The 26112-nt window shown below is 42.0% G+C and carries 32 protein-coding genes and 1 pseudogene; 13 read left to right on the top strand and 20 right to left on the bottom strand.

All coding sequences use genetic code 11. The annotated features are described in order from the left end of the window. The first annotated feature begins 114 nt into the window (after positions 1–114). The 3 genes from RMY63_RS11445 (at position 115) to RMY63_RS11435 (ending at position 2594) form a co-directional block, all read left to right on the top strand. Positions 115–1218 carry a helix-turn-helix domain-containing protein gene (locus tag RMY63_RS11445; protein WP_163929137.1) on the top strand — a complete coding sequence of 368 codons (1104 nt, stop codon included), beginning with the start codon at positions 115–117 and terminating at the stop codon, positions 1216–1218. Next, positions 1205–1720 carry a hypothetical protein gene (locus tag RMY63_RS11440; RefSeq protein WP_322728811.1) on the top strand — a complete coding sequence of 172 codons (516 nt, stop codon included), beginning with the start codon at positions 1205–1207 and terminating at the stop codon, positions 1718–1720. Before RMY63_RS11445 ends, RMY63_RS11440 begins: the two co-directional genes overlap by 14 nt. A gap of 535 nt (positions 1721–2255) precedes the next feature. Further along, positions 2256–2594, top strand: a complete 339-nt coding sequence (locus RMY63_RS11435) for a hypothetical protein (RefSeq protein WP_322728810.1) — start codon at positions 2256–2258, stop codon at positions 2592–2594. 127 nt (positions 2595–2721) lie between these two features. Here the strand turns inward: RMY63_RS11435 and RMY63_RS11430 are convergent. Beyond that, positions 2722–2907 (bottom strand): annotated as a pseudogene (locus tag RMY63_RS11430) (tyrosine-type recombinase/integrase); the annotation flags it as partial. A gap of 310 nt (positions 2908–3217) precedes the next feature. Here RMY63_RS11430 and RMY63_RS11425 point away from each other — a divergent pair. From RMY63_RS11425 to RMY63_RS11400, 6 genes are all read left to right on the top strand, one after another. Beyond that, positions 3218–3958, top strand: coding sequence for a hypothetical protein (locus RMY63_RS11425; RefSeq protein ID WP_322728809.1), 741 nt, complete (start codon positions 3218–3220; stop codon positions 3956–3958). Further along, positions 3958–4212, top strand: a complete 255-nt coding sequence (locus RMY63_RS11420) for a hypothetical protein (protein ID WP_322728808.1) — start codon at positions 3958–3960, stop codon at positions 4210–4212. The genes RMY63_RS11425 and RMY63_RS11420 overlap by 1 nt, the downstream gene beginning before the upstream one ends. Before the next feature lie 393 nt (positions 4213–4605). Continuing rightward, the gene (locus RMY63_RS11415) at positions 4606–4845 is read left to right on the top strand and encodes a hypothetical protein (RefSeq protein WP_322728807.1); all 240 of its coding nucleotides are present in this window, start codon (positions 4606–4608) and stop codon (positions 4843–4845) included. A gap of 101 nt (positions 4846–4946) precedes the next feature. Further along, positions 4947–5810, top strand: a complete 864-nt coding sequence (locus RMY63_RS11410; protein ID WP_322728806.1) for a ParA family protein — start codon at positions 4947–4949, stop codon at positions 5808–5810. Between the two features lie 133 nt (positions 5811–5943). Beyond that, positions 5944–6936, top strand: coding sequence for a ParB/RepB/Spo0J family partition protein (locus tag RMY63_RS11405; RefSeq protein ID WP_322728805.1), 993 nt, complete (start codon positions 5944–5946; stop codon positions 6934–6936). 162 nt (positions 6937–7098) lie between these two features. After that, complete coding sequence (locus RMY63_RS11400; protein WP_322728804.1) at positions 7099–7920, top strand: hypothetical protein; 822 nt, start codon at positions 7099–7101, stop codon at positions 7918–7920. Positions 7921–8602: 682 nt separating this feature from the next. Here the strand turns inward: RMY63_RS11400 and RMY63_RS11395 are convergent. The 3 genes from RMY63_RS11395 to RMY63_RS11385 are packed head-to-tail and all read right to left on the bottom strand — an operon-like array spanning position 8603 to position 13809. Further along, the gene (locus tag RMY63_RS11395; RefSeq protein WP_322728803.1) at positions 8603–10147 is read right to left on the bottom strand and encodes a phospholipase D-like domain-containing protein; all 1545 of its coding nucleotides are present in this window, start codon (positions 10145–10147) and stop codon (positions 8603–8605) included. Beyond that, positions 10144–13575 carry an AAA domain-containing protein gene (locus RMY63_RS11390; RefSeq protein ID WP_322728802.1) on the bottom strand — a complete coding sequence of 1144 codons (3432 nt, stop codon included), beginning with the start codon at positions 13573–13575 and terminating at the stop codon, positions 10144–10146. The genes RMY63_RS11395 and RMY63_RS11390 overlap by 4 nt, the downstream gene beginning before the upstream one ends. 51 nt (positions 13576–13626) lie before the next feature. Further along, positions 13627–13809, bottom strand: a complete 183-nt coding sequence (locus tag RMY63_RS11385) for a hypothetical protein (protein ID WP_322728801.1) — start codon at positions 13807–13809, stop codon at positions 13627–13629. Between the two features lie 154 nt (positions 13810–13963). Here RMY63_RS11385 and RMY63_RS11380 point away from each other — a divergent pair, with 154 nt between their 5' ends. Genes RMY63_RS11380 through RMY63_RS11365 form a run of 4 tightly spaced genes read left to right on the top strand, consistent with a single transcriptional unit; the run spans position 13964 to position 15183 of the window. Further along, the gene (locus tag RMY63_RS11380; RefSeq protein WP_322728800.1) at positions 13964–14113 is read left to right on the top strand and encodes a hypothetical protein; all 150 of its coding nucleotides are present in this window, start codon (positions 13964–13966) and stop codon (positions 14111–14113) included. Between the two features lie 17 nt (positions 14114–14130). Continuing rightward, positions 14131–14421, top strand: coding sequence for a hypothetical protein (locus tag RMY63_RS11375; protein ID WP_322728799.1), 291 nt, complete (start codon positions 14131–14133; stop codon positions 14419–14421). Further along, a complete protein-coding gene (locus RMY63_RS11370; RefSeq protein WP_251960869.1) occupies positions 14418–14915 on the top strand; it encodes a PIN domain-containing protein in 498 nt (165 codons plus the stop codon). Before RMY63_RS11375 ends, RMY63_RS11370 begins: the two co-directional genes overlap by 4 nt. Positions 14916–14919: 4 nt before the next feature. Beyond that, on the top strand, positions 14920–15183 hold the full coding sequence (locus RMY63_RS11365; protein WP_322728798.1) for a DUF1156 domain-containing protein: 264 nt from the start codon (positions 14920–14922) through the stop codon (positions 15181–15183). A 287-nt stretch (positions 15184–15470) separates the two neighbouring features. Here the strand turns inward: RMY63_RS11365 and RMY63_RS11360 are convergent, their stop codons facing one another. The 16 genes from RMY63_RS11360 to RMY63_RS11285 all read right to left on the bottom strand — a co-directional run bounded on the left by RMY63_RS11360 (position 15471) and on the right by RMY63_RS11285 (position 26041). Then, positions 15471–17387, bottom strand: a complete 1917-nt coding sequence (locus RMY63_RS11360) for a hypothetical protein (RefSeq protein WP_322728797.1) — start codon at positions 17385–17387, stop codon at positions 15471–15473. A gap of 68 nt (positions 17388–17455) precedes the next feature. Further along, the gene (locus tag RMY63_RS11355; RefSeq protein ID WP_322728796.1) at positions 17456–18172 is read right to left on the bottom strand and encodes a hypothetical protein; all 717 of its coding nucleotides are present in this window, start codon (positions 18170–18172) and stop codon (positions 17456–17458) included. Further along, positions 18172–18582 carry a hypothetical protein gene (locus RMY63_RS11350; protein WP_322728795.1) on the bottom strand — a complete coding sequence of 137 codons (411 nt, stop codon included), beginning with the start codon at positions 18580–18582 and terminating at the stop codon, positions 18172–18174. Before RMY63_RS11350 ends, RMY63_RS11355 begins: the two co-directional genes overlap by 1 nt. A 223-nt stretch (positions 18583–18805) precedes the next feature. After that, positions 18806–18937 carry a hypothetical protein gene (locus tag RMY63_RS11345; RefSeq protein WP_322728794.1) on the bottom strand — a complete coding sequence of 44 codons (132 nt, stop codon included), beginning with the start codon at positions 18935–18937 and terminating at the stop codon, positions 18806–18808. A 137-nt stretch (positions 18938–19074) separates the two neighbouring features. Beyond that, a complete protein-coding gene (locus RMY63_RS11340; protein WP_179076895.1) occupies positions 19075–19347 on the bottom strand; it encodes a hypothetical protein in 273 nt (90 codons plus the stop codon). 14 nt (positions 19348–19361) lie between these two features. Next, the gene (locus tag RMY63_RS11335) at positions 19362–19937 is read right to left on the bottom strand and encodes a hypothetical protein (RefSeq protein WP_322728793.1); all 576 of its coding nucleotides are present in this window, start codon (positions 19935–19937) and stop codon (positions 19362–19364) included. Positions 19938–19940: 3 nt separating this feature from the next. Next, positions 19941–20243, bottom strand: coding sequence for a hypothetical protein (locus RMY63_RS11330; RefSeq protein WP_185582776.1), 303 nt, complete (start codon positions 20241–20243; stop codon positions 19941–19943). Positions 20244–20387: 144 nt separating this feature from the next. Continuing rightward, entirely contained in the window at positions 20388–20600 is a 213-nt protein-coding gene (locus RMY63_RS11325; protein WP_194144376.1) for a hypothetical protein, read from the bottom strand. A gap of 233 nt (positions 20601–20833) precedes the next feature. Beyond that, the gene (locus tag RMY63_RS11320; RefSeq protein ID WP_292867104.1) at positions 20834–21040 is read right to left on the bottom strand and encodes a hypothetical protein; all 207 of its coding nucleotides are present in this window, start codon (positions 21038–21040) and stop codon (positions 20834–20836) included. A 14-nt stretch (positions 21041–21054) separates the two neighbouring features. Beyond that, positions 21055–21399 (bottom strand): hypothetical protein, encoded by a 345-nt coding sequence (locus RMY63_RS11315; RefSeq protein WP_322728792.1) that lies wholly within the window; start codon positions 21397–21399, stop codon positions 21055–21057. Then, a complete protein-coding gene (locus RMY63_RS11310) occupies positions 21396–21593 on the bottom strand; it encodes a hypothetical protein (RefSeq protein ID WP_322728791.1) in 198 nt (65 codons plus the stop codon). Before RMY63_RS11310 ends, RMY63_RS11315 begins: the two co-directional genes overlap by 4 nt. A 178-nt stretch (positions 21594–21771) precedes the next feature. Continuing rightward, on the bottom strand, positions 21772–22713 hold the full coding sequence (locus RMY63_RS11305) for an IS5 family transposase (protein WP_322728790.1): 942 nt from the start codon (positions 22711–22713) through the stop codon (positions 21772–21774). Positions 22714–22787: 74 nt separating this feature from the next. Beyond that, positions 22788–23057, bottom strand: a complete 270-nt coding sequence (locus RMY63_RS11300; protein WP_322728789.1) for a hypothetical protein — start codon at positions 23055–23057, stop codon at positions 22788–22790. 71 nt (positions 23058–23128) lie between these two features. Next, positions 23129–23674, bottom strand: a complete 546-nt coding sequence (locus RMY63_RS11295; RefSeq protein WP_322728788.1) for a WGR domain-containing protein — start codon at positions 23672–23674, stop codon at positions 23129–23131. A 64-nt stretch (positions 23675–23738) separates the two neighbouring features. Next, positions 23739–24092 carry a hypothetical protein gene (locus tag RMY63_RS11290; protein WP_322728787.1) on the bottom strand — a complete coding sequence of 118 codons (354 nt, stop codon included), beginning with the start codon at positions 24090–24092 and terminating at the stop codon, positions 23739–23741. Between the two features lie 326 nt (positions 24093–24418). Beyond that, a complete protein-coding gene (locus tag RMY63_RS11285; protein WP_322728786.1) occupies positions 24419–26041 on the bottom strand; it encodes an AAA family ATPase in 1623 nt (540 codons plus the stop codon). Positions 26042–26112 lie beyond the last annotated feature (71 nt).

The following is a 26112-nucleotide window of genomic DNA, read 5'->3' as shown; positions in this document are numbered from 1 at the left end:
ATAAGTCTTTTCGCTAATGTCAAACATCTTTTACATTTTCTATTATAATTAGGAAATATAGTTACAGCTACTTTGACAAATTTTAGTCCTCCAGCGAATAAGGGCAACTCAACTATGAAAGAGATCATCGCTGGCAACCTGATCCGCTACCGTAAAAGTCTAGGCTTGTCTCAAGAGCAACTTGCAGAACAAGCAGGGGTTACTCGCCAGAGTATTAATAACTACGAGAACGCCAAAACTTTACCAGACAGCAAAATCCTTTCTGCTCTGGCGAATGCTTTGGGCATTACACTCGATGACTTGCTACGCTCACAAGGTGAAGGACTACCCAACTTCCGGTTCCGCGCTTATGTAACATTCGACAAAAATGCCCAGTTTGCAGCCCAAATGCTACGAATGCTGCAAACTTATAACGCCCTAGAACAAGCCGTTGGCTTACCGACCTACACCCCAGAAAGTACACCTTGCCATCAAGTAGAAGGCAACGAAAAGCACATTCAGACAATAGCTGCTTTGTTTCGCCATCGCTTGGGCTTGGGAGATGCTCCTATTGCCAACCTGTTTCAGTCTGTAGAAGAAATCGGCTTAAAAGTTTTACGCCAGTCCATTCCTATTAAAGATTTCTTTGGTCTTAGTGCTTGTAGTGATATTGAAGGTGCTTTTGTTTTGGTCAATACCCATAACATCACCATTGAACGTCAATTATTTACCCTTGCACATGAAATTGGACACCTCATCTTCCATCGTGTAGAGTACCAAAACACTCTAATTGAAGAAGGAACCAAAGAAGAAGAAAAAGCACGAGAAAAAGTAGCTAATTACTTTGCTAGTCATCTACTTGTGCCTCAAGCTGAATTTGAGCGAATGTATACACTTACCCAAGATATTGTCAAACTCAAACGGCATTTTCGGGTGAGTTACTTAGTTATCTTGAATCGTTTAACAGAAATGGGAATTATTGATTTTGCTAAAGAGAAAGCCAAAATATGTGCTATTTATAAAAAGCAACATGATGGTGCATCTTTGCAAAACTCAATGGAATTACCACCAGCACTGCCTGCGGATGATTATCCAGAAAATGAACGTTATGAATTTCTAATTTGGCAGTCCTTAAAATTGGGCAAGATTTCAGAGATGAAAGCAGCAGAACTTCTCAACTTAACTGTTGAAAAACTGCGGGTGCGTCGTCAAGAAAATGAGGTTTATGCAGTCGCTTAACGGAACAATTCTTGACGCAACAGCACTCATTGATTTTCGCTGGCTGAACGAGTGGAGGTGGCTACAACAGCACTACAGCCCGTTGTACATTGCCCAGGAACTTCTAGACTCAGATCAACTGGAAACCCAAACTCGTCAAGCTGCTAACCAATACTTAACACCTCTGGCTCTTTCCACAGAAGAGATGTTTGCCAGTTTTCTGGAATTTAACGTTAGAGCGCCCCTTTTGAGTGTCGCGGATCGATCTACAATTGCCATTGCCCGTCATCAATTGCTGATTTGTGCTAGTGATGATGGGCTAGTTATTGAAACCTGCAAGGCATACGGTGTTGCCTACACCAGAACACTGCGATTATTAGCTGAGATGGTAGAGACAGGACACAAAACAGTGATAGAGGTGACGACAATGGCTGATACCTTAATCAACGAGAGGGGTAAACACATCTCTCCCAGAGTTTTGGCGGATTGGAAAATAAGTCTACAGAAGTATAGCACGAGCTAAAAAATCAATTTAGATTCCTTGCGTAATTCGATTGTTACGAAATGAATAGCTCCAACCTCGATTAATATATCCTTTACTTTCTTCGTTCTTCTTCCTTTCAAGTGTTTGCTGTCTTGAAAAATCTATTAATATCTCATTTCTCTCTTTGTGGATTGGTGCATTATAGTACTCAGATGCAAAACGATTGAGTAAATTATCATGCGTATTTTTAGGAATATAACTATATATTATGGGACACAGTAAGCGGCACTGACCACTTTGTTAGCTCAGGTATGTTAGGACATGACACTCAACAATGAGAGAGTTAATTCTCTGCTCACTTGTATGAGGATTTATTTAATCTCTAACATTCGACTTTCTACATCGCACCGCTAGTTTTACGTCCATCAATAGCTCGGACATCTCCAGTTGGTCGCGGTTGCGGTTATCGTCATAAATTTGGAGCGTATTTAATTTAGCGTGTCTAGAGTTTTTACTGATGCTGTTGCTAGCTTATGCAGTGGAACCTAGATAGTAATATTAACAACAACAAGTGATGGCTATAATAGAAGTCTCTCTGCATCAAGGTTCTGGTAAAAGGCTAGATTCTGTATGGAAGGGTGAATGCCCAATCTGTAAAACAGAGCGTTGTTTTACTTCAGATTATTTTGATACCAATGTCGCATTTGCAATTTTTTCGGGTGTTACTAATGCTTTTTTTAGCAAAGGGCGCTCATATATAGAATTATTAAATTCAACAGATGCGGTTGACGTAATAGGGTGTGAACAATGCCATCACCCTATGGCTATTTGCCCTTTTTGCAACATAGCTTTTAGCACAGATGCTAATGCTTCAATCCATCGCTGCCCTAAGTGCCATAGTAATTTGGCTTAACTTCTATTACCCGACTCATAAAAAAGGCGATCGCAATATTTAAATTGCAATTCCCACTAATCAAACCAGAGACTCTCCGTAATTAAAAGTGGTGACTTTTTAACAAACAGCTTTTTACATACATTGTTCAAAAATCCAAAGCAGAGATAGCGTTTTGCTTCTGCTTCTCAGTGACCCCCAGATATCGCTCCAAAGCTGCCAAAGTCCGATGTCCCGATATCTCCTGTATGTGGCGCAACGGTATCCCGGCATCGCTCATCCTGGTTAACGCCGTCCTCCTAAAACTGTGAGTACTAACGCCCTCAATGCCCACCACGCCAACAATACCTTAAATCCCGACATCTCACCAGAAATATCAAACACCAAAAAAGTACAATACACTAATTTCACTAGGAATAGTCGTCTGGAGTGCTAGTGCTTCTGATACATGATAACCAGTGAAAAGGCGAATCCTTGTATAGAGTGGGATGTTATAACTCCCCATGCCCAGATGAGGCGATCGCGGGGAGTAAGAAACCTTTCAGTAATAATCGCTTCAATTCGTCTTAGATTATTAATATCTTGCCTTATCCGTTTTGGCACGGTGATGCTAAATACGCTAAATATACAGTTAACTTAGCCCAATGCTCGATTACGTCAGTGCGGCAATGGCATTTTACGTCACAATGCTTCCAGTGCAGGAGTGGATATTGGAATTCCGCCTGGGTTATCTCGGTCGCTACTGGAGCCTAATAAGTGTTGCTGGCTTATTAATCGGCTTTTTCCTCTGTGCGCTGATATTTGTGCCACTGATCATTAATATGACGCTAGATCCGTTCACATATCCAGATCATTTGGTTATGAGCGCGATCGCCTCTGTCATCTTTGGTGCAATACTTTGGCTCGGACAGTGGCTGGTACTGCGACAGACTGAGATAACACCCAGAATTTTCGCTCTTATTAATACTGTAGTTGGGATTTCTGTCTATTCTTTGCTGGTGTGGTTCAATCAGAAAAGTTTGGAGTGGAGTGGTGGCCCTATCCGAGGGTGGAAAACTGGACTGATTTTTCTAGTGGGTGGAGCCTGTACCGGAGCCGCGACGGGTAAAGCTTTGGATTTCTACTGTTGGCGAATCGAGCAGCGATTAATCAGAATTGAGAAGGAGAGGGTAGATCGAGAAACCCAAGAGCGAGAAAGGCTGGAGAGAGAAAAGTTTGAAAAGGCAAAGTTAGAGCAAGAAATCCTAGAAGCAGAGATAGCAGAGCGGAAAAGAATACAGAGGGAAGCGGCTCAAGAAGAACGTTTGTGGTACGAACAACACGGGAAAGACTATGCAGATTACGCAGATTATGAAGAGGAAGATGAAGAGGATGAAGAGGGCTAATGAACTTTTTGACCATGAGTGAAGAAAATTTTAGATACGAAGATTTCAAGAAAATGTCCGACCTATGGCTCGAAAAAAATAGACAGCAGCAAGCAAAAGATTCTTCTGAGTCAGCCAACTTGATTTTGGATAAGCAATACGAAGCACTCTTTGCTGAATATCAAAAAGCGGTTACTCAAAAAGATTTACGCTTGCTCAAAGAGATTACACAACAATTGCAGCTTTTATTCATGCTGCGGCAACAGAACTCATGACGCTATTGCTACGGGTATATAGGTCTTAAGACTTGAGAAATTTTTAAAGCCCTCTTGTTCCTTTGCCCTTCTGCCTATTTCTTCTCCAGGGTCAAAGTCTATCATCAGCCCTTGGGGGCTAAATGGGGTACAAAATGTAAAGTGGTCAAAAAGCCCCCAAAAAGCCCCCAAAAAGCCCCCACATGGGAGTTATATTTTGATAATAATTCTGAATTATCTTTGGGGTATCTATAGCCCCCATATAGCCCCCAAAGCAACTTTTAAAGTTTTTTCATGAGTAAAATAAAAGTGCTGCTTTTGATTGGTTAGTTAAGTATCTGAATATTTGAAAAGGCTAAGATTCAAGGAAAGCAGTTAACTACGTTAAATTATTAAGCCGCAGTAAGCTAAACAATGGCAAGCAAAGAAATCTCCGTCAAAGAATACACCGTCAGAGCGCACAAACGGCAAATTCACACGCGCGTATTCAACTTCGTCTGTAAGCAATGCGATCAACCTACCAGCCGTGAGACTTACGGCCCACGCCCCTTGTACTGCGAAACCTGTCGTCCACCTGCACCACCTAAGAAATCTTTAGTGGAGCCGAAGAAGAAGGGCAAGCCAAGACCCATGACTTATAAAAGTGATGAGTAGGTTAACTCTGTGCTATAAGAGCAGTTATGCCGACTCAACGATTTTTTTTAGGTTTATTTATGGGATATTAAATCTCAGATTTTAAAATCTGAGATTAAACTTTGACAAATATATTAGAAATAGCTGTGCCAAAAACAGAACATCAAAAGGTAATTTTAGCTATTCTCAGTAATGCTGGAGGCAGTGGTAAAACTACTTTAGCAACACACTTGGCTTATGAATTAGCTAATCGGAAAGTCGGTCGTCGCACTTGCTCAGTAGGACTTATTGATTTAGATCCTCAAGGTTCTCTGAGTTTATTTTGTGGATTGGAGAAACCTTCAGATCCTGAGCAGTCTGTTTCTGCTGTACTATCTGATAATTTTTCAGGCAAATGGCCTTTTGTGCCATGTTGGAGCAAGTACAAGGTGAAAGTAGAAGTTTGCCAAAGCATACAACAGCCTCTGCTAAAAACTGCTGATGATTTAGTTAATCATCCTCGTGGCCCTTATCTTCTAGCTGATAGTCTTAAAGATTATCCTGTAGAGCATGATTTAATAATCATTGATTGTCCTGCTACATTAGGGCGACTCAATTTAGCTGCACTTGCAGCTAGTACTCATATTCTTATCCCTATACAGCTTGAGCCAAAAAGTGCTAGTGGAGCATCTGAGCTACTCCAATTTTATTTTATTGAATGTAGAAGATTGCGATTAGATCCTTACCCACAGATCATGGGAATAGTTCCTAATCAATATAGGGCAGATCAGGCTATTCATAACGAGATTTTGGCACAAATGCCGACTATAATTCAGCAGTTACAGCTTAAAGATGCTCATTGTTACCCAGAGATTAGGTTTTCTTATGAGTTTAGCAATGCTTCGGGAGCAGGATTACCACTGCATCTTTATCGAAAGAGACATCCAGCTTGCAAAGACTTTGCCAAACTAGCATCTGATTTATCGGCCATTGTAGGAGCGAAGTAAAATGGCACGTTCAAAAGTAGATTTAACAAAAATGTTTAGTACTGCTGCTCAAATGTCAGATGCAGAAGTTGAGATCAATAAACTGCAAGCAGAAGTCGAGCGCCTGAGAGCTTTACAAGCCCCAGAGTTAGAAGTGCAAATTGCCGCGTTACGTGAACAATTAACAATGCAGTCGGGGCAACAGGAAATAGACATAACCTTAATTTGCCCCAATCCTGAGCAACCAAGAAAAACATTTTCTGCCCAAAGTATTAACTCTATGGCACGTACTTTGGAAAAAGATGGACAGCTACAGCCTGTAATTTTAATAACGCAAGGTTCAGGTTTTGATTTATTTGATGGTGAAAGACGATGGCGTGCAGCAATGCAGCTGAACTGGAAGACATTAAAATCTGTTGTCATGCCTCGCCCTCAAGATTTGCATAGGAAAGCACTGCTTACAACACTATATCGTGAAGACCTCAACCCTCTTGATAAAGCAGAAGCTCTTTTAAAAGAAATTTCTGAGCAAACAGAAGTTAGCTTGGCAGAAGCCCCACGTATTTTAGCTACTGCTGTTCGTCGTCTAGAATATCAAAAACGCATGAAACAGGTGGGTGAATTAATTGGAGAAAGTGATGATAAACAAAATCAAGTTTTAGATGACCTCGATCTAGATAATGCAGAAAAGCAGATTTTCAAGGTTTTATTAGATTTAGGTTTAAATCCAGCATCAGTGACATCCAATGATTTTCGGATGTTATCGCTTTTTCCAGATTTGCAAGCAGCGATTCGAGATTCCAACCTTAAAGCTGCTCATGCAATGGTATTACAAAGATTGTCAGCTAAAAAGCTAAAAGTAGATGAGAAAAAAGTAGTAAAAATCAGAGTAGAAACTACCCAAAAAGTCGTTGAACAAAATTTAACACTTCTGGAAACTCAAGAACTCGTCAATCAAATTATTTCAAATAATGCATCCAAGCCTGCTAACAATCCAAATGATAAACAAGTAAAAAATATAATGCGTGGCTTGAAAGAGCTTAGTGTAGAGAAGATTGAGCGTTCTAATCTTAAAAAGTTTCATCAATCCTTACAGCAAAAACTTAAAGAAATAGAAGCTGTACTCCAAGCGGATGATTATAGCTAATAAAACTTTAATGCTGTTTAAGTTCGACAACTAATCGTGTATTTTAAGTTGAACAATAAACTGTTTATAAAACCTATCAAGCGTCCCTTAAACTACCTGAACAACAGTTAGTGCTAATCCACTATAGTTAACGCAGTAAAGTCCCGTTGAGCATGGAGATAAATGAATTCGCAAAATGAACTCCTAAAACAGCAGTTGATAGAAGCAATTTCTTGTCAAAATCTGCAAGAAATTCAAAAAATCCTAAATCTAGCACAATTAGAGGATGAGACAATAATCCTTAAAGAAGTTCTTGTGCAAGTAGAGTATGCAAATTTTGTTTGGTTCTTGCAAAATTATGTAGGTAAGGAAAGTTATCAACAAGCCGTAAAGGATGTATCGACAAGCATGATCCAAAAACTAGTTCAAGGAGGTTTCAAGCCAGGGGTTGATTTCAACTTACACCCAGATGGTAGGATGTTGGCATCAAAGGAGGCAAATGAATATTTAGAAAATTATCATTCTAAACAACTAGACAATAGCCAAATTTCTGTTATAGCTCATGCACTACCAGAGTCAATGCAGATGTTAGAGAAAGCTTTAGGTGTGCGATTTTTTGAGAATCTTGGGAAGGTGGCAGCTAAACGTTTAGCCACAATGGATGATGCAACAGCCAGTATTTATGGTTTATGGCTGATGCAAGGGATCAGTGGTCGTCATCCATTGCTGGAAAAAGATTTTTGTGACTGGTTCATGATTGAGATTTGTGGTGATCGATTGTCAGCCTTAGCATCAGCCGAGATTCAAGACTTGGAGTTTAATGGCTTAGTTGTATTTGAAGATTTGTTGATGGCGCTGGGTAAAACAAACGTATCAATACTGAAAGAGAGCGACCTAACTCTTGAAAATTTGCGGTTATTAGATCAAGTGTGGACGGGAGAGAATATGCGAGTGGGGGAATTAATTGCCATTCTGGAAAAAGATGGCGAACAGTCCTGTAGCTAATTGTCACTGAAACGAGAACCGCAGTAAAAAATAGTAGTTATCTACTAACTTTAGATACTGTAGATACTGTGCTGGCATTATCCACACATTGAGTGAAGCAGGCGAAGGCGGACATTGCTATTTACCGCAGTCACAACTCATTGAGAACGAGAAACCTTCGGAGTCCGACCGCTCTATTGTGAAAAATGCCGTCCGCCACAACCTCCCAAGCAATCGAAAGTAGTACCGATAGGCAAGAGGAAACCCAAGGCGATGAACTATAGGAGTGGGAAAGATATTAAGGGGTGAGTTGTTGTTTTCTAGCGTGGCAAAACTAGCTAGAGCAAAAACTTAAACGTAGTAAATTCGTTATTATTGAAAATTTTGGTTTACCTATTTACGCCTATTTCAATCATGAAAAATCTACTCTAGCGAGTTTTACCACTCTAGGTTGTTTTAAGGTAGGCCGATCTCTGTAGAGGGAGTATGTTTAACTGAACCATTTAAGCGATCACACCTGCGAAATGTAGGTGTGATCGCTACAGATACTTATTATTGCGCCACACTTTTATAATGCAGTCTTTATACTCCTCAAAGTGCTTTAAATTATCTTTGAGTAAATCAATCATACTTTGCTTTCCCTTTCATTGCATGGTACCCATCGCCCATCCATAAATTCCCATATTACTGTCTGAAATTCAAGCTATACGTGCGATTCGTCGGTCAATCGCTTCAGCAGCTTATCAAACAACTCGTCAATCTTGTGCGAGTCAGAAACCAGCGTCCCTCGCTCGTCGCGGAAGGTGCGATCGCGCTCCCCTTTAAAAGATAACCAGTTAAAGCTGGTAGTAACCGCAAATTTGGTGTCTGAAATGAGGATTTTGGCGTGAGTATCTCCAAGTCGTTTAAGTGTAAAGGTCTTGGAATATTGGCTTGCCAGCTTTTGCAGATTCTTCTCAGCTTGAATATCTGCTGAACTGCGCTTTTCGTCCTTCTCACCTAACCCATACCCGATGAAAACTTGCACTCCTCGTTTTAGCAAATTCTCAAATTGCTGGAGAAACCAACGGTTGACCGAGTTAGCCCGAATCCAAGGTGAGAAGATCATCAGGCGTTCTCGGCTATCCTTAAGGGCTTGTTCTAGCAAGGGGCGATGTTCGTACATGTCTAACCAGCGCATCGGTACTGTTGCCAGCACAGAATCGAGTTGAAATTGAAGCTGCTCAATTTGCTTTAACGCATCTTGAAGTTGTTGATAAAGCGCTTGTTTCTCTTCATCGTCCTCTGCCTGCTCAATCTTTTCCTGAGTTGTTTCAATCTGAGCTTGAATTTTGGCTTGAGCCGCAGTCGTCTCTTTTTTAAGAATTGCAATCTCGTCAACAGGTGACTGAGCGACAAACTCACGCCCTAGTATCTCTTCAGCCAGCCTTCGCGGTTCACTCTGACTTAATGTCTCAGCAATTCGGAGTTTCTTTACCCCATCCGCACGAGCAAAGGCAGCCTCATGTTCGCTGGAAACAATACCATCAATGACAAATGCCACCTGAATCTCATCACTCTCTTTTGCTTTAAAGACCAGTGCAGTAGCTGGTTGAAAAAAGCGTTGTCTCCGATCAATCGCCTTCAAAGCCAGTAAATCTCGCTCCTGACGAACTCTGGCTTTACTATCCTTCTCAATCTGCTGAATAATTTCGTCAACATCCTTCAACTTGAGGTCGGACAATTCTGGAGGACGTTTTGGTGAAGACTCAATTTCAACAATGCTAAAGTCGCGCAAATCTTTTGCTTTGAGCAAGCGTGAGTTTAATTGACCATACCAGCGCGGGATTCTTAAAAGTCCATCAAAGTTAATATCGAAAGTTCGTTCTTCTGGCACAATAATTCTGGCTTCTTGTAAAGTTTTCTCTCCCTTTTTCGTTAGCTTCCATACCTGAAATTGTGAAACATCAGGAGCAATTAGATCAATGTCTTCACTCACCCGTAGATTGACCATTGCTTCTCGGATTGTTAGTAATTCTAAACCCAGAAATCCGGCAATTTCTTCTTCGGATGAAAGACCAACATTAATCGCTTTGAGAACGTACTCCTCAATCGGCGGAATTGGTTTACGAACCTGAGTCAGAGCTTCAACCGTAATTTTGTAGACGGGCAGCCCAACTTCCTGGCAGCAAACCAGGTCGAACCCGGAACGATTATCATAGCGACGCAGGTCTTCTAGATGTAAAGACGTAAATTCTTCCCAGGTCATAAGTTTGGCTCCGTCTGAATACAATCTTCTGGGTGTTGTTCAATGTAGTGCAGGACACTATGTAGGGGACTGTGACTTAACGCTCGACAAAATTGATGATCGCCAACAATCAGCAAACCAACCCGTCCTCTAGATAGCGCCACATTTAGTCTGGCTTCATCTTTGAGAAATCCAATTTTGCCATCTTTGTTGGATCGAGTCACTGAGTAAACAACGATATCTGCTTCCCGCCCTTGAAAGGCATCAACAGTATTGCACTCGATTGTCAAAGCTTTTAGGCTACTTTGTTCTGCATCCAAGCCGCGATTGAGCAATTTCAGTTGGGCTGCATACCCGCTCAAAACTGCTACAGTGTAATGTTTTTGAGCTTCCTCTGCAACTCGGTTAAGTTGTTTAAGCCACTGAACAATAACTCTGACTTCACAGGAGTTATTAAAGCTAGACTTAAGGACTTGTTCGCGGCTATTTTTGAGCTTTGAGGTAGTCAACCATGTGACAGGTCGTTGCAAAACCTGACTTAAAGTTTTATCTATTGCAGGCCCATTACTACCCAACTGACCTTCATAAAAGCAGGTGCTGATCAACTTTCCTATCGGCTCAACCATTCGATGCTGAATTGCCAGCATCTTACGGCAAGCATCTGGCAAGGTTCTTAACAAGCGATCAAACAGGGTTTCTTGAATGTCGTCTGATGCCAATTCATAATCTTCCAAAAATTCGGAATTTCGGCTGGCTTCATCTTGAAAAGGTGGTAGTTGTTTGGGATCGCCTACCAATATCCATTTTTTTGAACGCGCCATTGGTACTAAAACTTCAGTCGCGGTTGCTTTAGAAGCCTCATCAACAATGCACAGATCAAATTCAATGTCAGAAATTTCCCTGGAGATTCCAATACACGTTCCTGCAACGACTTGCGATCGCTTGATCAAAGGTGCATTAAATCGTTCATTGCGCCCAAACTGCTCGAACCATTGTGTTTGCAGACTAATTAGCTGTTGGAGGATTTTTGCATTAGGTGAGTTGGGATCAATTAAGCTCTTGCTCCTCTGCTCTAATTCTTCAGCTGATAGTCTTAGCAATTCATCAATAGTTTTGATGCGCGTAATTTCTTGAAGACGTTTTGCTTTGTGTTTCTGCTCATCCCGTGCAGCCTTTGCCTGTTTCTCTAGTTGTTCGATTTCCTCTTCTAATCGTTGAAACTCCTCTACCCTGTCTGTTGGTACATTTCGCTGTCGTTGAGATTTGGGTTTTCCTTCATCATTGAGTGCGGAAAAATTATCTTCTCTCTCCTGCTTACGGCTTGCCAGTTCTACTCTTAGAGACTCTAGGTTCAAGGCAATATTTTTCAACTCTTGAAAGAGAACAGCTTTCTCCAAATCCTGCTGAGAAATTCCGCTACGTGCAGACCAATTAGCAAGGAACTGTTGCCCTTGGGCAATCGCATTTTCCCGCCACTTTGCCATTTGTTCTTCTAAAAGCAACGAGTAAACACCTTCTGATACCCGCTCATGATTGCCAATGCGAATCAGCTTCAAGTTGGAGTTTTTTTCTTGAATCCTTTCCAATGCGTTATCGAGTGCAACGTGGGTTTGAGAACTAAGTAGAATTCTTGCTTCAGGGTTCTGCTGAAGGGTTTGTAGGATGACTTCTGTAATAAACGTTGTTTTACCCGTCCCTGGTGGCCCTTGAACTAACAGAAAGTCTTGTGTTGACAGGGCCGCTTTTACAACTTCCTTCTGAGACTCATTCAAAAATTGGATGAATTTAATCTCGATATCTAAGGCAGGGGCCTGAATTTCTTGAGGATTGGCTAGTAACTCTCGTAAGTCAGAGCGAACAGCACGATCGTAGCGAATTGCATCTAGGGCATTTTTCTGGCGGTTCAGGGCAATTTCAGCCAAGCGAGTATCAAATCGCAGTTCCCCTGTTTGAGGTAAGCGATCTGGTTCACCATATTTCACGTACAGAACCAGTTTGTCATCAACTACTTCCACTACGTCTCCACCCAAAATGCTAAATCCGTTGGAACGTGTCACATGGCGTGGTTGTCCGGTAATGTCTGACTCTGGTAATTCTGCGATTTGAAAAATGACACGACTGCCATCAGGTGTAGCACTTGTGTATTTAATCGGCTCTTCCCGCTTCTGCTCCCAGTCTGTCTTCGCCCTTAGAATGTCCCACCACACTCGAAAGATACGTTGCTTCTCCTCTTCGGCTCGTGATTGCCTTAAATTCGCCTCATGTTCTTCAACCCCTAGCTTAAGTTCTCTGATGACATCCTCAGCTTCCCACTTAACGATTGGTTTTCCAAATTTGAATTCATAAGGCGCTTGCCAGGATCGTTCCCGATTTTGTTCTAGGACAACACTAGAAAAGCTTTGAGCATTGATTATAACTAGACAATCTTGCTCTGCTGCAACTAAATAGCGGTAAGAGAAGCCAAAAATTGAATAATGATTATCAGCAGATTGTCCATTTGTACCACTGCTTGACTTCTTAGCAATGCCACATCCAGCATTTAAATCCTCAAGTAGAACCTTCTGAATTTCCGTCTCTGGTAACTGAAGCTCATTTTCAAGGTTTCTTACAGCATTACGAGTTAGTTGGAGATAACAGGAGTATTTTCGGGTTGTTTGCTTGCGCGATCGCTTCTGCTGAATTGCTTCTAACTCTGCTAATAATACTTCTGCATTTGGTTGCCGTTCCGCAGGATCGTTCGAGACAGCACGTTCGATAATTTCGATGATTTCAGGGGGAGCATCAAGGGCAGCGATCGCACTCGAAAAGCTACTGTAATCGAGATCACCCTCAGTCAAACATTTCAGTGTCATTACCCCAAAACTAAACACATCACGGGTATAAGGATAAGAACCGTCATCTTCTTCTTGAGGTGTAAAGGGACGAGAGACAAATTCCCTTAACGTTACAGTCGGGCGGAAATAACCCCTGAGTTTGGAAATCCCAAAATCAGCCAGTTTTAACCTGCCATCGCTACCAATTAGAATATTGCTCGGTTTGAGATCCCGATGGACATATTTACGCTCATGAGAGAATGCAAGGGCATTCAGTATTGGAAGAGCTAACCTTTCCCAATAAGAATCCCATCCTTCTAATGGAGTTTCTTTTAGCAGTACCGCTAAATCTCTCTCCATCCACTCTAAGACCAAGAAATATTCTCCAGTCTGTTTATCTCGTCCTGAATCAAAAAGCTCGACAATGCTGGGATGCTTTAACTCCCTGAGTGCCTGAGTTTCGCGTCGGAAGGATTCAACTAAGATGTCTACTTCAATCTGCCCATGTTTGAAAACTTTGACTGCTACCTGTCGCAATCCTTCTTTCATGTCAATGGCTTGGTAGACATCCGCCATACCACCAGAGCGCAGGTTGGGAGATAAAGCGTAGCGATCGTTAATGATACGAGGCAACATGGTTGTAGATTTTACCTGATAAGCTAATTATTCCCTTTACCTAAGCAAAACTCACAGGTATCTCTTGGTATGGTCTACGAACTCAAAAATATCAATAGAATCTGACCACAGTTGGGAAGTATTAAATATATATTCAGGATCTCGCTGAATGGCTGCATCTGCTACCTCAAACTTAGCATCCGCAGGGCGAAAGGCAATTTGAATCTGAACTTCCTTAAAATCCTTGGTTAGCACTTTATGCCCTTTGAATACAGCAACTTGAGGAGCAGATGGGTATACCTGTTTTCAAGCGGATCAAACGTCCACAGAAGCAGACAAAGGAGCTGACCTGGTAATTTAGTAAAAGATTTGCTAATACGGTTAGTGTTTTATCTAGCACTATTAATGTATGACCGACTCAACCCTCAAACGCCTATCCGTCTTTATCGAAAAAATAATAATCGTGCAAGTGCTGAACAAGCAAGTTAGTTTTGAATATGAGGAAAAGCCTTTTAAAGGACTACGTGGCTGGTATTCGCGTAAGCCTTTGTCATTATAAATCAGGAGGTAAAATATATGAAAATTGACGTGCGTAATGCTGTTGTAGCTGCTAAAGAATATTTTGAAGGTATTCAGGATATGATAGGTAACTCTATCAATGATATCTTGCTTGAAGAAGTAGAATTGTCAGAGGATAAAAGGTTTTGGCATGTAACTTTAGGTTTTAGTCGCCCTGTAGCTAAGACTGAAAGAACACTCATTCCCGAAGCTATTTCTTTAGCTACTAAATATGAACGTGAGTATAAAATATTTACCGTAGATGCCGAGACGGGGGAAGTAAAATCGATGAAAATTCGTGAGGTATGAAAGATTATATTACTTTATTGTTTCAAACTTACAAGCAAAAAGGAATTTTAATTGATACAAATATTTTATTACTTTGGTTTGTTGGGACTGTAAATCGAGGTCGAATATCACAATTTAATCGGACTGAAAAGTTTTTACCAGAAGATTACGATTTGCTGGTGAGTATCTTGTCGTATTTCTCAAAAATTGTTACAACTCCTAATGTGCTGACTGAAGTAAATAGTCTGGTTAACCAGATTGGTGAACCAGAACGTTCTCAATGTTACTCTGTCTTTGCTCAAGCAATGACTACATTAGATGAATTTTATATTGAAAGTGTAGATGCTGTTCAGCTAGATAATTTTACTAAGTATGGGCTGACTGACTGTGGAATTGTGACTTTAGCAAAAAATAAATATTTAGTGCTTACAGATGATTTTAAGTTAGCTAATTATCTGCAAAAAGTAGGTATTGATACAATTAATTTTAATAATATTCGGACTTATGGTTGGTAATAAAATGAATAATTCAAAGCCTAAACGCCCCGATGTTTTTATTGAAAAAATGATGCCTGTGCAGGTATTAAACGAGCAAGTTAATTTTGAACACGGGGGAAATCCATTTAAAGGATTACATCGCTGGTATTCGTGTAAGCCTTTGTCTTTTAATCGCGCCAGTGTGTTGGCTTCGATATTACCAGCAGATATCACAATGCAAGAGTTTGAATATTTGCTGGGGTTAGTACCGGGAGGTGAACGATGGCATAGTTTTCTATCTGATTAATAATTTCTAGTAAAGAAGCGCCGTACTGTTTTTATAGGCGTTCAATAGCCAATCTGTCTTGCGTAACTGGACTTATAGGTAATCTTTGTAAAGAATAAGTTAATTTATCACTCATTTTTAAACTTTCTATGCTCCGACATTCCAGAAAATGTTTAGAAAAATTAAATCTTGCTGGAGAGATAAAAACGACTCTATTTTTCAGCCGTACTTGGAGATGTGAGAATACCGGAACTTGACCGGAACTCGACCGGAACTCAACTAGAACTCAACGGTCAGCGTCACGAATGTTACTGGTTAGTGTTCAAAACGCTAAAACCATCTTTCTCGTTTCCGCATAATTGGTTAGTGTCAATCAATTGTGATAGGGCATTCCTCAAGTAAAGAACACTCTTTTTCTCGTCGCCCCACTTGCGGCTGTTTCTGATAGCAGCAAAAGAAGTTGGAGGGCTAGCAGTAGCCGCAACGATTGCCACAATTTGGTCTAAATCAGCCTGAGAAATCTTAGTTTCTTCTACTTCCAGAAAATCCACTTCTTGATAAGGCTTTGAAAAAATGGACTCCAGATGATTAACTGCGTCTGATGGAGCAATCTTCTCCCCTCTAGGTATGACTGCCTTTTCATGCTCTTGAACTAATTCCGGGAAAAACTGAAGTAATGTTCTGGCTGGATCTGGTTGCCCATTGCCTGGGTGTTTGTAAGTCTTTAGCCATTCGGGAATCATGCCCAGATTGCCACCGCTAACAGGTTCTCCAAAGTTGTTAGGGTTGGCTTTGAAATATTCTCCACTAGCAACATTCATTTTGCGTAGACCACCAGCGCTAACCGCTTGAGCTACACAGCCAATAAAGTTAACCGATTGCTTAAAGGTGTCTGCCAGCCCAGCCGTAGCTTTCCCGACCACGCTTGTCAGGTTAGAGCCATGCAGCACGATAATTAATGTACCACCAGATTTAGCAAAGCGACTCAGCAGATATTGAATAGCCCAAGTGCGATCGCTCTCCTCCAACAATGACAACAACCGCATCGCCTCATCAATTACTAGCAGTAAATTTTTATGGGAGTAAGGTTTGCTTCCATCTAAACCCTTAAGAAATTTCAATAAATCACGAGCGACGAGTTCATCAGCCCCATCCGCATCTTTATCCGGGTATTTAAGAGCAGAGGTCAAGTTGCAGGCAAAGGGGTAAACGTCCACGCCGGCTGTAAAGTATTGGGTGTTCAATCCGGGGTCAAGTGCAGTTGATAATGTTGCCAAGATTGCTGCTAAGGTTCCCTTGCCACCTCGCTGAGTACCAGCGATCGCTATCACCTGAGAACTCATCATATCTTCTACTTGAAACCCACTTTTCGTTAAAGCAGCGATCAGTGCGTTTGCCCTATTAGTCAGAGGGATATTAATTATAGTCTCTGGTACAAGCCCATCAGAGGAAGATGGTTGTAACTCTGTAGGTCTAGAAAGCTCCGCAGCTTGGTTCATCTTCCCAATATCTACCTGTGGCGATTGAAACTGTTTGATATCTACGGTCGGTGGTAACTGGGCTTGAGCCTGTGCGATGGCACTTATCTCCGACCGATTCACCCGGCTGTCAATTGTCACATCCTGTAAATGAAGAGCCATGCTTTCATAAGTGGGTAGCTGACGACCCTTGAGCTTGCTAAACCAGCCAAACATCCAGCGATAAGCATAAAAGCGTTTTCCTGGCTCAACTTGTGTTAAATACTGACTAATATTTTCAAACTCAGCATGAAGAAAGGTGTACTCTTCTGCTGATTGTCGCTCTAGGAATTTAACAGTATTGGCAAGATGATCCGCTTGATAATTGCTCCTCGCATCATAATCCCCGGCACGAGCTAGAGCGTCTATAAAGTTGCCACGTACAAAAGGCAAGGGGGCAATTTCTTTAGTGCGGTTGGAGTGTTCGACAACAAACCATAACCACGCAGCACCACCGACTAAACCACCAACTAGTGCCAAAGGGTTAACCGCATAACAAACTGCTCCGATCCCAGAAGCCAACAAACCAAGTACACGAGTCATGTCTGCTTCATTCTCAGATGCCCGTGCCATTTCAAATAATCCATCTTTTCTCTCTTGCAGCCATTGGGCGATATTGCCAGCTTCCAAGTGAGACAAGCTAGGATATGATTCGCGTAAATGTTCAGTTTCTTTAGTTGTAATTTTCGGGATATTATTACTTTGCATAAATGCCTCCCTTGGTAAACGTTGCCGCCCTTTTTTTATAGTTATTGGTTTTTTGGGCGGTTTCCGTTCTAATCCTTTGTCAGTCGCCAAATAGCGAACCCAATTTCACCCGCCATCATTGTGCCGATGTTAAACAAAATACAGCCCAAAATCATGAATGGGGCTGTAAATTCAAATGGGTTACGAGCCGCAAAGGTGGTTACAATATCGAACACCCAAACCGCAATCACAACCAGCCCTGCGCTAGAGCGATCGCGTATACCTGCGGTTTTGTAGTCCGCCCAGAGTTGGCCTACCAAGTCAATCTTGCCACTAGGCTTGGTTTCAAGCTCATAAACCATGTGATCTTGAAGTTCCCGTCGTGCTGAGTCTGGGTTCTTACCGCGTAGGGCGTGGGCTTCAATTACCTGAACACCGATAGAAATTATGAATGCAAGGTAAGAAAACGGGTTGAACAGTGCAAACGGCACATTTAGCCAATTCCAAGCCGGCTCAAACCAGGGAAAAACAGGGGGGCCTTGAAAGATTAATTGCCAAGTTGAATCAGCGCTAATCATGGAACCGCCGAGAAATAAAATCCCGCCAACTAACGCACGACCTGCACCACCGTTAGCAACAAACTGATTAACAATCGCGGCGGCTGCCCTAATAGGTAAACCAACAATCATCACAACAGCCTTGGCACAAAAATCAATAATTTCACCAAGCGATCGCTTCTTACCTTTAGGTTTACTATCGCTGTTGCCAGTACTATTAGTTTCCGCACTTGATGAACTATTAGCCATTACTTCCTCCTTACTGGTTTGATATTTTGAACAGTTTTACAAATGCCTTTAGCTTTATGCTTCCACTTCCAAATTCCTTCTTCAATTCGTCCAATACACCTGCCCGTCGCATCAAAAACATCAACAATCTCATCATCAACATATAGGGTTGTGTCTGGTCTGGGATTGCGTTTAGCGCTATCAAAGTAATTGGTAATTCTCAACTTGCGACTTGTGGGCATCACTCCCGCCTCATACAAGGCATCACTGGTTTTAGCCCGTTCTTCTATGCGGGAACGTTCTAGTTCTTCTGAGGCTTTTAGCCGTTGAAGCTCTGCATAAGCCCCCAACTTGGGTACTAAGGGGATGATTACAGGCAATATGCAAATGCCAACACCAGCCAAAGCTAAGTACAGTTGTTTCTTATACATGAGACTGCTGTGCTATAGCGCGTTCTTAGTACAAATTTTTCCCATGTTTCACCCTGAAAATGCTGTTTCATGCTGTTTCACGAGTCTGAAACATTGATGAAACCGTTGAAACAGTTTCGTGAAACAGTGCTGTGAAACACTACCCTTCATAACGCCTTTCGAGTAGGGAATTAGCTGGTGTTTCATGTTTCACGTTTCATGTTTCACGCGGGGAAATGCTGTTTCACGGTGTTTCACGACCCTGAAACACTGATGAAACCGTTGAAACTGTTTCATGAAACAGTGCTGTGAAACAGCTTCGTGAAACAATCCCGCCCATAAAGGCTTTCGAGTAGGGAATTAGCTGGTGTTTCATGTTTCACGTTTCATGTTTCACGCCGGGGGAATGCTGTTTCATGGTGTTTCACGCCCTGAAACATTGATGAAACCGTTGAAACGTTTCATGAAACAGTTTCGTGAAACAGTTTTATGAAACACTCGCGCCCATCACTATTACTTTGATGCCCGTCCCAGAAAAGTCAATCCTGCACCAACAAGTAATCCCAAGGGAATGAACATCCCACTACCAATTAATCCAGTAGCAACAACGCTACCAACGAGATATGCACTGCCACCTAAAGCGCCAACAACTGAAGTCGCAAACAATCCGGTACTGAGAATATCCATAACTTGATTTTTCCTTTGATGAGTTAATAGCTCTTGAAGCAGTCGGATTTCGGCAACAGTAGCAACAGTTTCATTTTGGATTTGTAACAATGCCGCCACTGTTTTATAAGCTTCTAAAATCGGATCTGTGTCCCCATCGAACTGACTCTCTCCCGCAACAAATTGAGTCGCGCTTTGAGTTGTTCCTTTTTTCTGATCGACTCCCCCAGTCTTGTTGAGGCTTCTTCTGCCAAATTAATCAAACTCTGATCTATCTCGGTAATCTGGTTATCGACTTCCAACATGGATTGTTCAGCAAAGGCATCCAACACCGTCCCTTTGGCTCCAATCAAGGATTCCATGAACAACAAAGCTCCTGTGACACCAGTTGATGCACCCAAAATCTTAGATTGCTCATTTTGAACAGCTATAGCACCAGAAATAGTCTCTTTATCAGCCGCAGTCAACTTGTATGAGGCTTGTTGAATTGCCTCATCAGCTTTGGTGATTGTAGCTTCGGGTATATCTGCTATAGGTGATTGTTGAGGCTGTAATCTCTCACTATTGGTAATATCTTGAAATCTAGCTAAAATCTCCTCTGGAACTAGTGAATCGACCGTCCATTTTTGCTCTGGATATTGACGGCGCAGCTCATCAACTACTTTTCCTGGGACTCTGTTGAGAGCTTGTGCAAATTCTTTAACGATCATGATTTAGGCTCCTAAAAACTTTTCGGGGTGATTTTTTAATTCAATTGCCACCTTCTTCAAAGAACCTTTGGCTAAAACGTAACTTCTAATTCTTTGAAGCACAGGTAAATGCCAGTTTGTCAACTTCGCTCGTCCGTTTAGCCCTCCATTATCTTCGTCCCGAAAATCTTCAAATTCTGGCAAGTATAAAGAAGCTAAGTCTAGATACTTTTGGAACTGTCTAATTCCAACTGATGGCTCCAATTTTTTGGCTGCCTCTTCTCGTGTTAACAATTCTTCAACTACACAACTTCCCTGAATTAGCAATGGTTTCGGCTCCTAGAGTTCCGACTGAGTTCCGGTTGAATTCCGATTGAATTCCGATTGAATTCCGGTACTGCTAATACTAATAATAAAAACCCTAGCGGCTGGTGAGTAGGGTTTTTCTAATGACTTAGCGTCAGCCTGACGCTAAGTACCTGATAATAGTTTATGGATAGCTCCAAAATGATTAAGTACCTGTGGTTTTGGCTGTTGATATCTTGTACTACTTTCGTCAGCTAACCAATGACTTATTGTTTCTTCAGGATAATCACTAAGCCTATGCATCAGGTATATAGAAGCATTGTGAATTATTTTGAATTCTCTTGGATGCATTGGTTTAATACCAATGTTTTGTACCATACTGCGATCGCTCCTAGTTGTAGGGTTAGTCTGTGGTAGGGAATAGCCCTCCAGTGTTGAAAAATCTCTGCTTGATTTCTAGATTTTTTCTGTTTGCTATTCGATCAACAACAAGGGTGTGGGGGGTAGGGTGTTGGGTGTAGGGGATACAGTAAACGGGCCTTGTAACGATGCAGGTTGTTGAGGCTATCTCTCTTCTCCTGCACCCCACCCCTACACCCCCCCCAACGGGGCTAGGTCATCTGTTCCACCCCATCAATTGCGTTCACTATTTCTTCCAAAACATTGAACGCATCATTTAGGACTACATCGTTTGATGTAGAAAAATGCTCTGACGATTGAAGCCTGCGATAATCCTTACTACTCCCCACAAGTTGCAACGTATATTGACATCCTTGCAAGATAGTGCGAATCTCTGATGTGGTTAATCTGATTTCCATCGTTGTTTATTTCCCTAAAATTTGTCTCGTTGAATACTCAAACTAGCTCCGACTAAAGAAGTCCCTAAGAAGGCTGAAAAACTTATCAGCATCGCACCCAGGCAGATATTTTTCTGTTGTTGCCAACCAGAAATGATGATGTTGGGGTTAGCATTTGTCTCGATAATCTCCAGCCCCCAACACCCCATTGCTCCTACTCCTAAAAACCCAGTTAAAAGCAGAGAGGCGATTGCAGTTCTTTCTATGGTGCGGTCAATGAATACTTTGGGGTTAAATCTTTTTCGAGTCCGACGAAGAACTAATTTATTACGGGTGTTTGAAGGCAAAGATGATTGATGAGTTACTTTATGGGTTTTCATTTCGCTTCGTCTAACTCCACAAAAAAACCTGCACCTGTATTCGTAATCTTTACTCTTCTTTGATTGACCAATGTTTGAATCACTCCCAAGCTAAAATTGATACTGCATAACCGAGCGCTGCCACCGCAACGACTTAGGTACTGAAGGCATAACTGGGAATGGTCTTTTGGGACTAGATTAGCTTTTTTAGGCATGATGTCTTTCCTGTTGTGGTTTGTGGGGGTCAAAGCGCTGGGTGAAAAAAAAATAGCCAAGCAGTATTAATGCTTGACTAAAGTGTTTTTGAATTTAAAAGGTGAATTTCAGTTATTAGAAATGGCTTTGTTGCGTGAATGAGAAAAAAGACATACTAATCTGATAGTGGAGTTAGTATTAATCTTCTACTTTGTAACTGTCGGGTTTACCTAGCTGGATCATGCGATTAAGAGCAGCACATTGCAGAAACAACTCGATAGCTTGGTTATCAAAAAAGCGTCGTCTTAACTTGCCCCCAAAAATAGTTTTAAGTCGAAACATTGCTGTTTCGGATAATGAACGTCGATGATATCCACTTTCTTGTTTCCATTGTTTAGCTCCAACTTGGCGCAGTTGACGGATATTTTCATCACGTGGATAGGGCAGTGCTTTAGAGTTACCATGTTGTTGGATTTTGGCATTACTGCGGGGTGGAATCGCAGCTTTTGCTCCTCGCCTGGTAATGGTGTCGTAACAGTCGAATGTGTCATAAGCACCATCACCTGACACCTGTTCAATCTCGGAGTCAATCTGCTCTAATAAATCAGGTAAAATCTCGCAATCAGCCATGTCATTAGTAGTTACTACCGCAGCTAAAATCTCCCCAGTTCCCTCATCAACTCCTAAATGCAACTTGCGCCATGTACGTCGTTTACCAACCCCATGTGTGCGAACTTTCCACTCGCCTTCACCATAGACTTTGACACCAGTTGAATCCACTACTACATGAACAGCCTTGTCCTTTGGTACTAATGGCAGTTCTACCGACAACTTGCTTAAACGTCTCGATAGGGTAGAGTGATCTGGCACTGCTAGTTCAATCCCCATGAGCATGAATAGCGATTCCAAAAAACCCTCAGCTTGCCGTCCTGGTAAATGAAATACTGATTGAATTGTTCCCATAGTGGCGATTGCCACATCAGAGTAATAATTGGATGCTCCCTTTCTCCCTGTTTTCTGCTGATTGCGCCACTGCTCGATGACTTCTTCATTCACCCAGAAAGTTATACTGCCTCTTTGCTTTAGTGCTGCATCATAGGCGTTCCAATTCTTAACTTTGTACTGGGCTTTCGTCTTCATCGTTGGGCTTGGCGGCAAGAGAATATAGGCGATAGGTAAAATTTACCATTTTCCTTATTCACGCAACAACGCCATTAGAAATTATCAAGATCGTCAAATTGATTTGTTGCAGAGTGCTTGTACGCTTTAGCTTTATTCATTTGATGAGTAGAAGCTTTAATTACTGGGATTGCAGCTTCCTTAACTGAATCCTTTGCTTGTTGAAATAGAAATTGTGTCGTCCCTTGTGCATCTTCTTCTTTTGGATCAATTTGCCCCCATAAGGAGCAACTTAACTCTAAAGATTCGTAGTCGCCTAAATTGAACTTACGTGTGTAAGTTACAGCAATAGTCTTGATTTCCATAATTTAACCAAACAATATTTCAAAATGAAGTGTAGCTTTTTAGCATCTCTTAGAAAGTGACGCTTCTCAAATTACAAATGTCGCCAGAAGTTCTTACTGATAGTCTTGAGACTGACAGTTTCTGGTTTAGATTTCGGCAATTCTTTGGACTGAACAGCTACAGGTTCATTCACCAGTAAAGAATTGAGCAGTTCTTGTTGATAGTCAACATCTACAACTGTTCGGTACACCCTGTAAGGATCTATCTGCATTCCTAATGGTGTTGGGACAATTTTCAGATACTCGTTAAGGGCAAGTATGTAGCTATCACTAAAGTTCCTGTTTGCAACAGCCAGGCGTATAGTATTTAATAGTTGTATCGCTCGTCTGATATCTGAAATACTGCGTTCGCCATCTATTTGTGGCTGACTTTCTCTGTATCCCTTAGATTTTTTTTCGGCTACCAGATTGTGAAATTTAGCAACCGCTCTTTGATAACTTCCTAATGTGTGGACTTTGGTTTGTGCCTGATAACCAACACGTCCCCATTGGACTATTAAGTTGCTGCCTTCAGCTTTTGCGCTCCAGAACTTGTTGCTGTTGTTAACAGCGTCAACAAAAACAAGATATGTTTCCATAGTTTTTATGCTGGAATTAGTGAACAGGTGAATATCTAAAAATTAGATATTCACCTGTAATTAGTTATTGAATCGTCAATAATCGGGCATTACCCCAACGTAATTGATGTTGCAAAGCTTCTAAAATTGTTTCAGCATCGTCAACAGTTAGTCCATTTAGCTCCGAACAGAGATTTATTAACACTTTTGGAATACCATCACACAGGAATCTCTCAAAGTCTCCATCTTTCAAAGCTTCTGTTAAAGAATAATCTTCAGGACTACATATTCGCTGCATGAAAACATATTGCGACAAAGTTGTACGTAGCAAGAGTTTGGTTTTTCTGTCCAGTTGTTCTAGATATGCACCATGTTTTTCAACTAACTGGTCGATTTTTTCGGTTTGACCGTAATAAGTTACCAAGTCTGTATTTGCCATTTTTTTCCTTGAAATTAGAAATATCATTGTCAAGCAATTGAAGATTGCCGATAGCGAAGCGTTAGCGAGTCCGCGAGCGTCTTGGAGATTGGAGATTGACTGCACCCACCTTTCTATGCAGCTTCTCTGATAGGAGATTGTAGATTTCAGATTTATTCCGCCCACTTTCTTGCGGGCTTGTACCGAATTCAATCTGCAATCTGCCCTCTACAATCTGCAATCTTCCGGGTCAATCCAAGCCAATTCACTCTCTTTTTGGCGTAGCAATTGTCTCTTTTGAGCAATGCGATTTCTCTTGAACACAACAGGAGAAATCGCGGACTTTATCAATTCATATTGCGAAACTTGGCAGTACGCAAAGACGCTTGTTTCGCCCCGATGACAGGACTACTTGCTGCCCTCGCAGTCTTAGACCAAGCTTGCATTCGCTCCACAGCAGCAGCATCAGTAACGGCAAGCGGGGTAATGGAATGGCTGCAATTCTCTAAATCTCCCAGCGTCACTTGCTGCGGTCGCCCTTCGTCAAACGCCAGCAGTGCCGCTTCTGCTGCTAGAGTTTCTAATTCTGCGCCTGAAAACTTCGCGGTGTTTGCAGCGATCGCTTCCAGATATTCGCCTTCGACCACAATGCCAAAACGCTCCAGGTGAATTTTCAGGATTTGACATCGCTCCGGTTCGGTTGGTAAGTCAACAAAAAAGTTTTCATCAAATCTTCCCTTCCTCTTGAGTTCGCTTGGTAGTGCTGACGGGTCGTTGCAGGTAGCTACAACAAACACGCCAGCCGTACACTCACTCATAAATGTGAGCAGATTTCCCAGGATTCGCTGGGAAACTCCACTTGTGTCACCAATCCCCGAAAGTGCTTTTTCTATCTCATCAACCCATAATACGCATGGGGCAATAGCTTCAGCCGTTTTAAGTGCGCGGCGGACATTGCCCTCGGACTCGCCAACGAGTGAGCCTAAAAGGGACGCAATGTCTAGTTGTAGGAGTGGTAAATTCAGTATAGTTGCGATGTTTTTAGCAAGTAAACTTTTACCAACTCCGGGAGGCCCCGCCAACAATACGCCTTTGGGTTGCGGCAGATGCAGCGATCGCGCTTCAATAGTGAACAGTCGCCGCCGCCTCATCAGCCATTCGCGCAGTAAATCGAGTCCGCCAAAGGGGATAGTTGCAGGTTTTCCCAATTCAATTCCCATTTGAGCCAAGAGCCGAGTTTTGTACTCGACTATTAGAGGCGTAACTGTAGCATCAATCAAAATACCATTCCGGCTCAAACGCTCTTTAACGGTCAGTCGCAAGAAATCGCTGACTTCCTCTAACGTCAGTCCCAGGGCTGCCCGTGCAAAGGTTTCTTTTTCTTCATAACTCAGGGACACTCGAAATGTGACATCCTGCTCAGTAGCAGATTCTTCAAGAAAAACCAGATATGACTCGAAATGGTCTTGAATTTGGCCAATGTTCGGTAGTGGCACTTCACAGTAGGGGATGAGCCTTACCAAAGAATCGTGTAGTTCGATGTTTTGACCCAGCAGCACGATCCGTTTTTCTGTAGGTTTGAGTCGGTGGTAAAGGTTTTTCACTCTGGTCAAGATTTCCCAACTCATCTGTGGGGAATTCTTGCCAAGAAATGGGTGTATGTCCCCCAGAATAAACACGCCAACGCCATCAAAGTTATTTATATAGTCGAATACGAACAGCAACGGATCTGTATGAGCAGGTCTTTTGTACTCCGGCACCGACTTAAACACCAGCCCACCATCCGGTGCAATCAGGCATTGCTCCAGGCTGGATACTCCCAGGTTCCAAAAGAAAACTGGACTGTTGAGTTTTTCTTTAGCTTCGGTTGTCAACCACTGAATGATAGTTGCTTCATCGGGGGACAGGACATCAACTGCGGCGATCGGGATTTGTGAATCGAGCGTGGAGAGCAGATTTGAGAGTTTCATGTCAATTATTTCAACTACTTCATTTGTGAAATGGCGAAGCCTTTATGATCAGCAGTTACCAGCCGAGTTAA

Origin of the sequence: Nostoc sp. ChiQUE01b, from assembly GCF_034531255.1 — a bacterium.
In the GTDB taxonomy this organism is placed as follows: Bacteria; Cyanobacteriota; Cyanobacteriia; order Cyanobacteriales; family Nostocaceae; genus Nostoc.
Note: the sequence above shows the minus strand (reverse complement) of the source record. Positions and strands in the feature narration are given on the sequence as shown.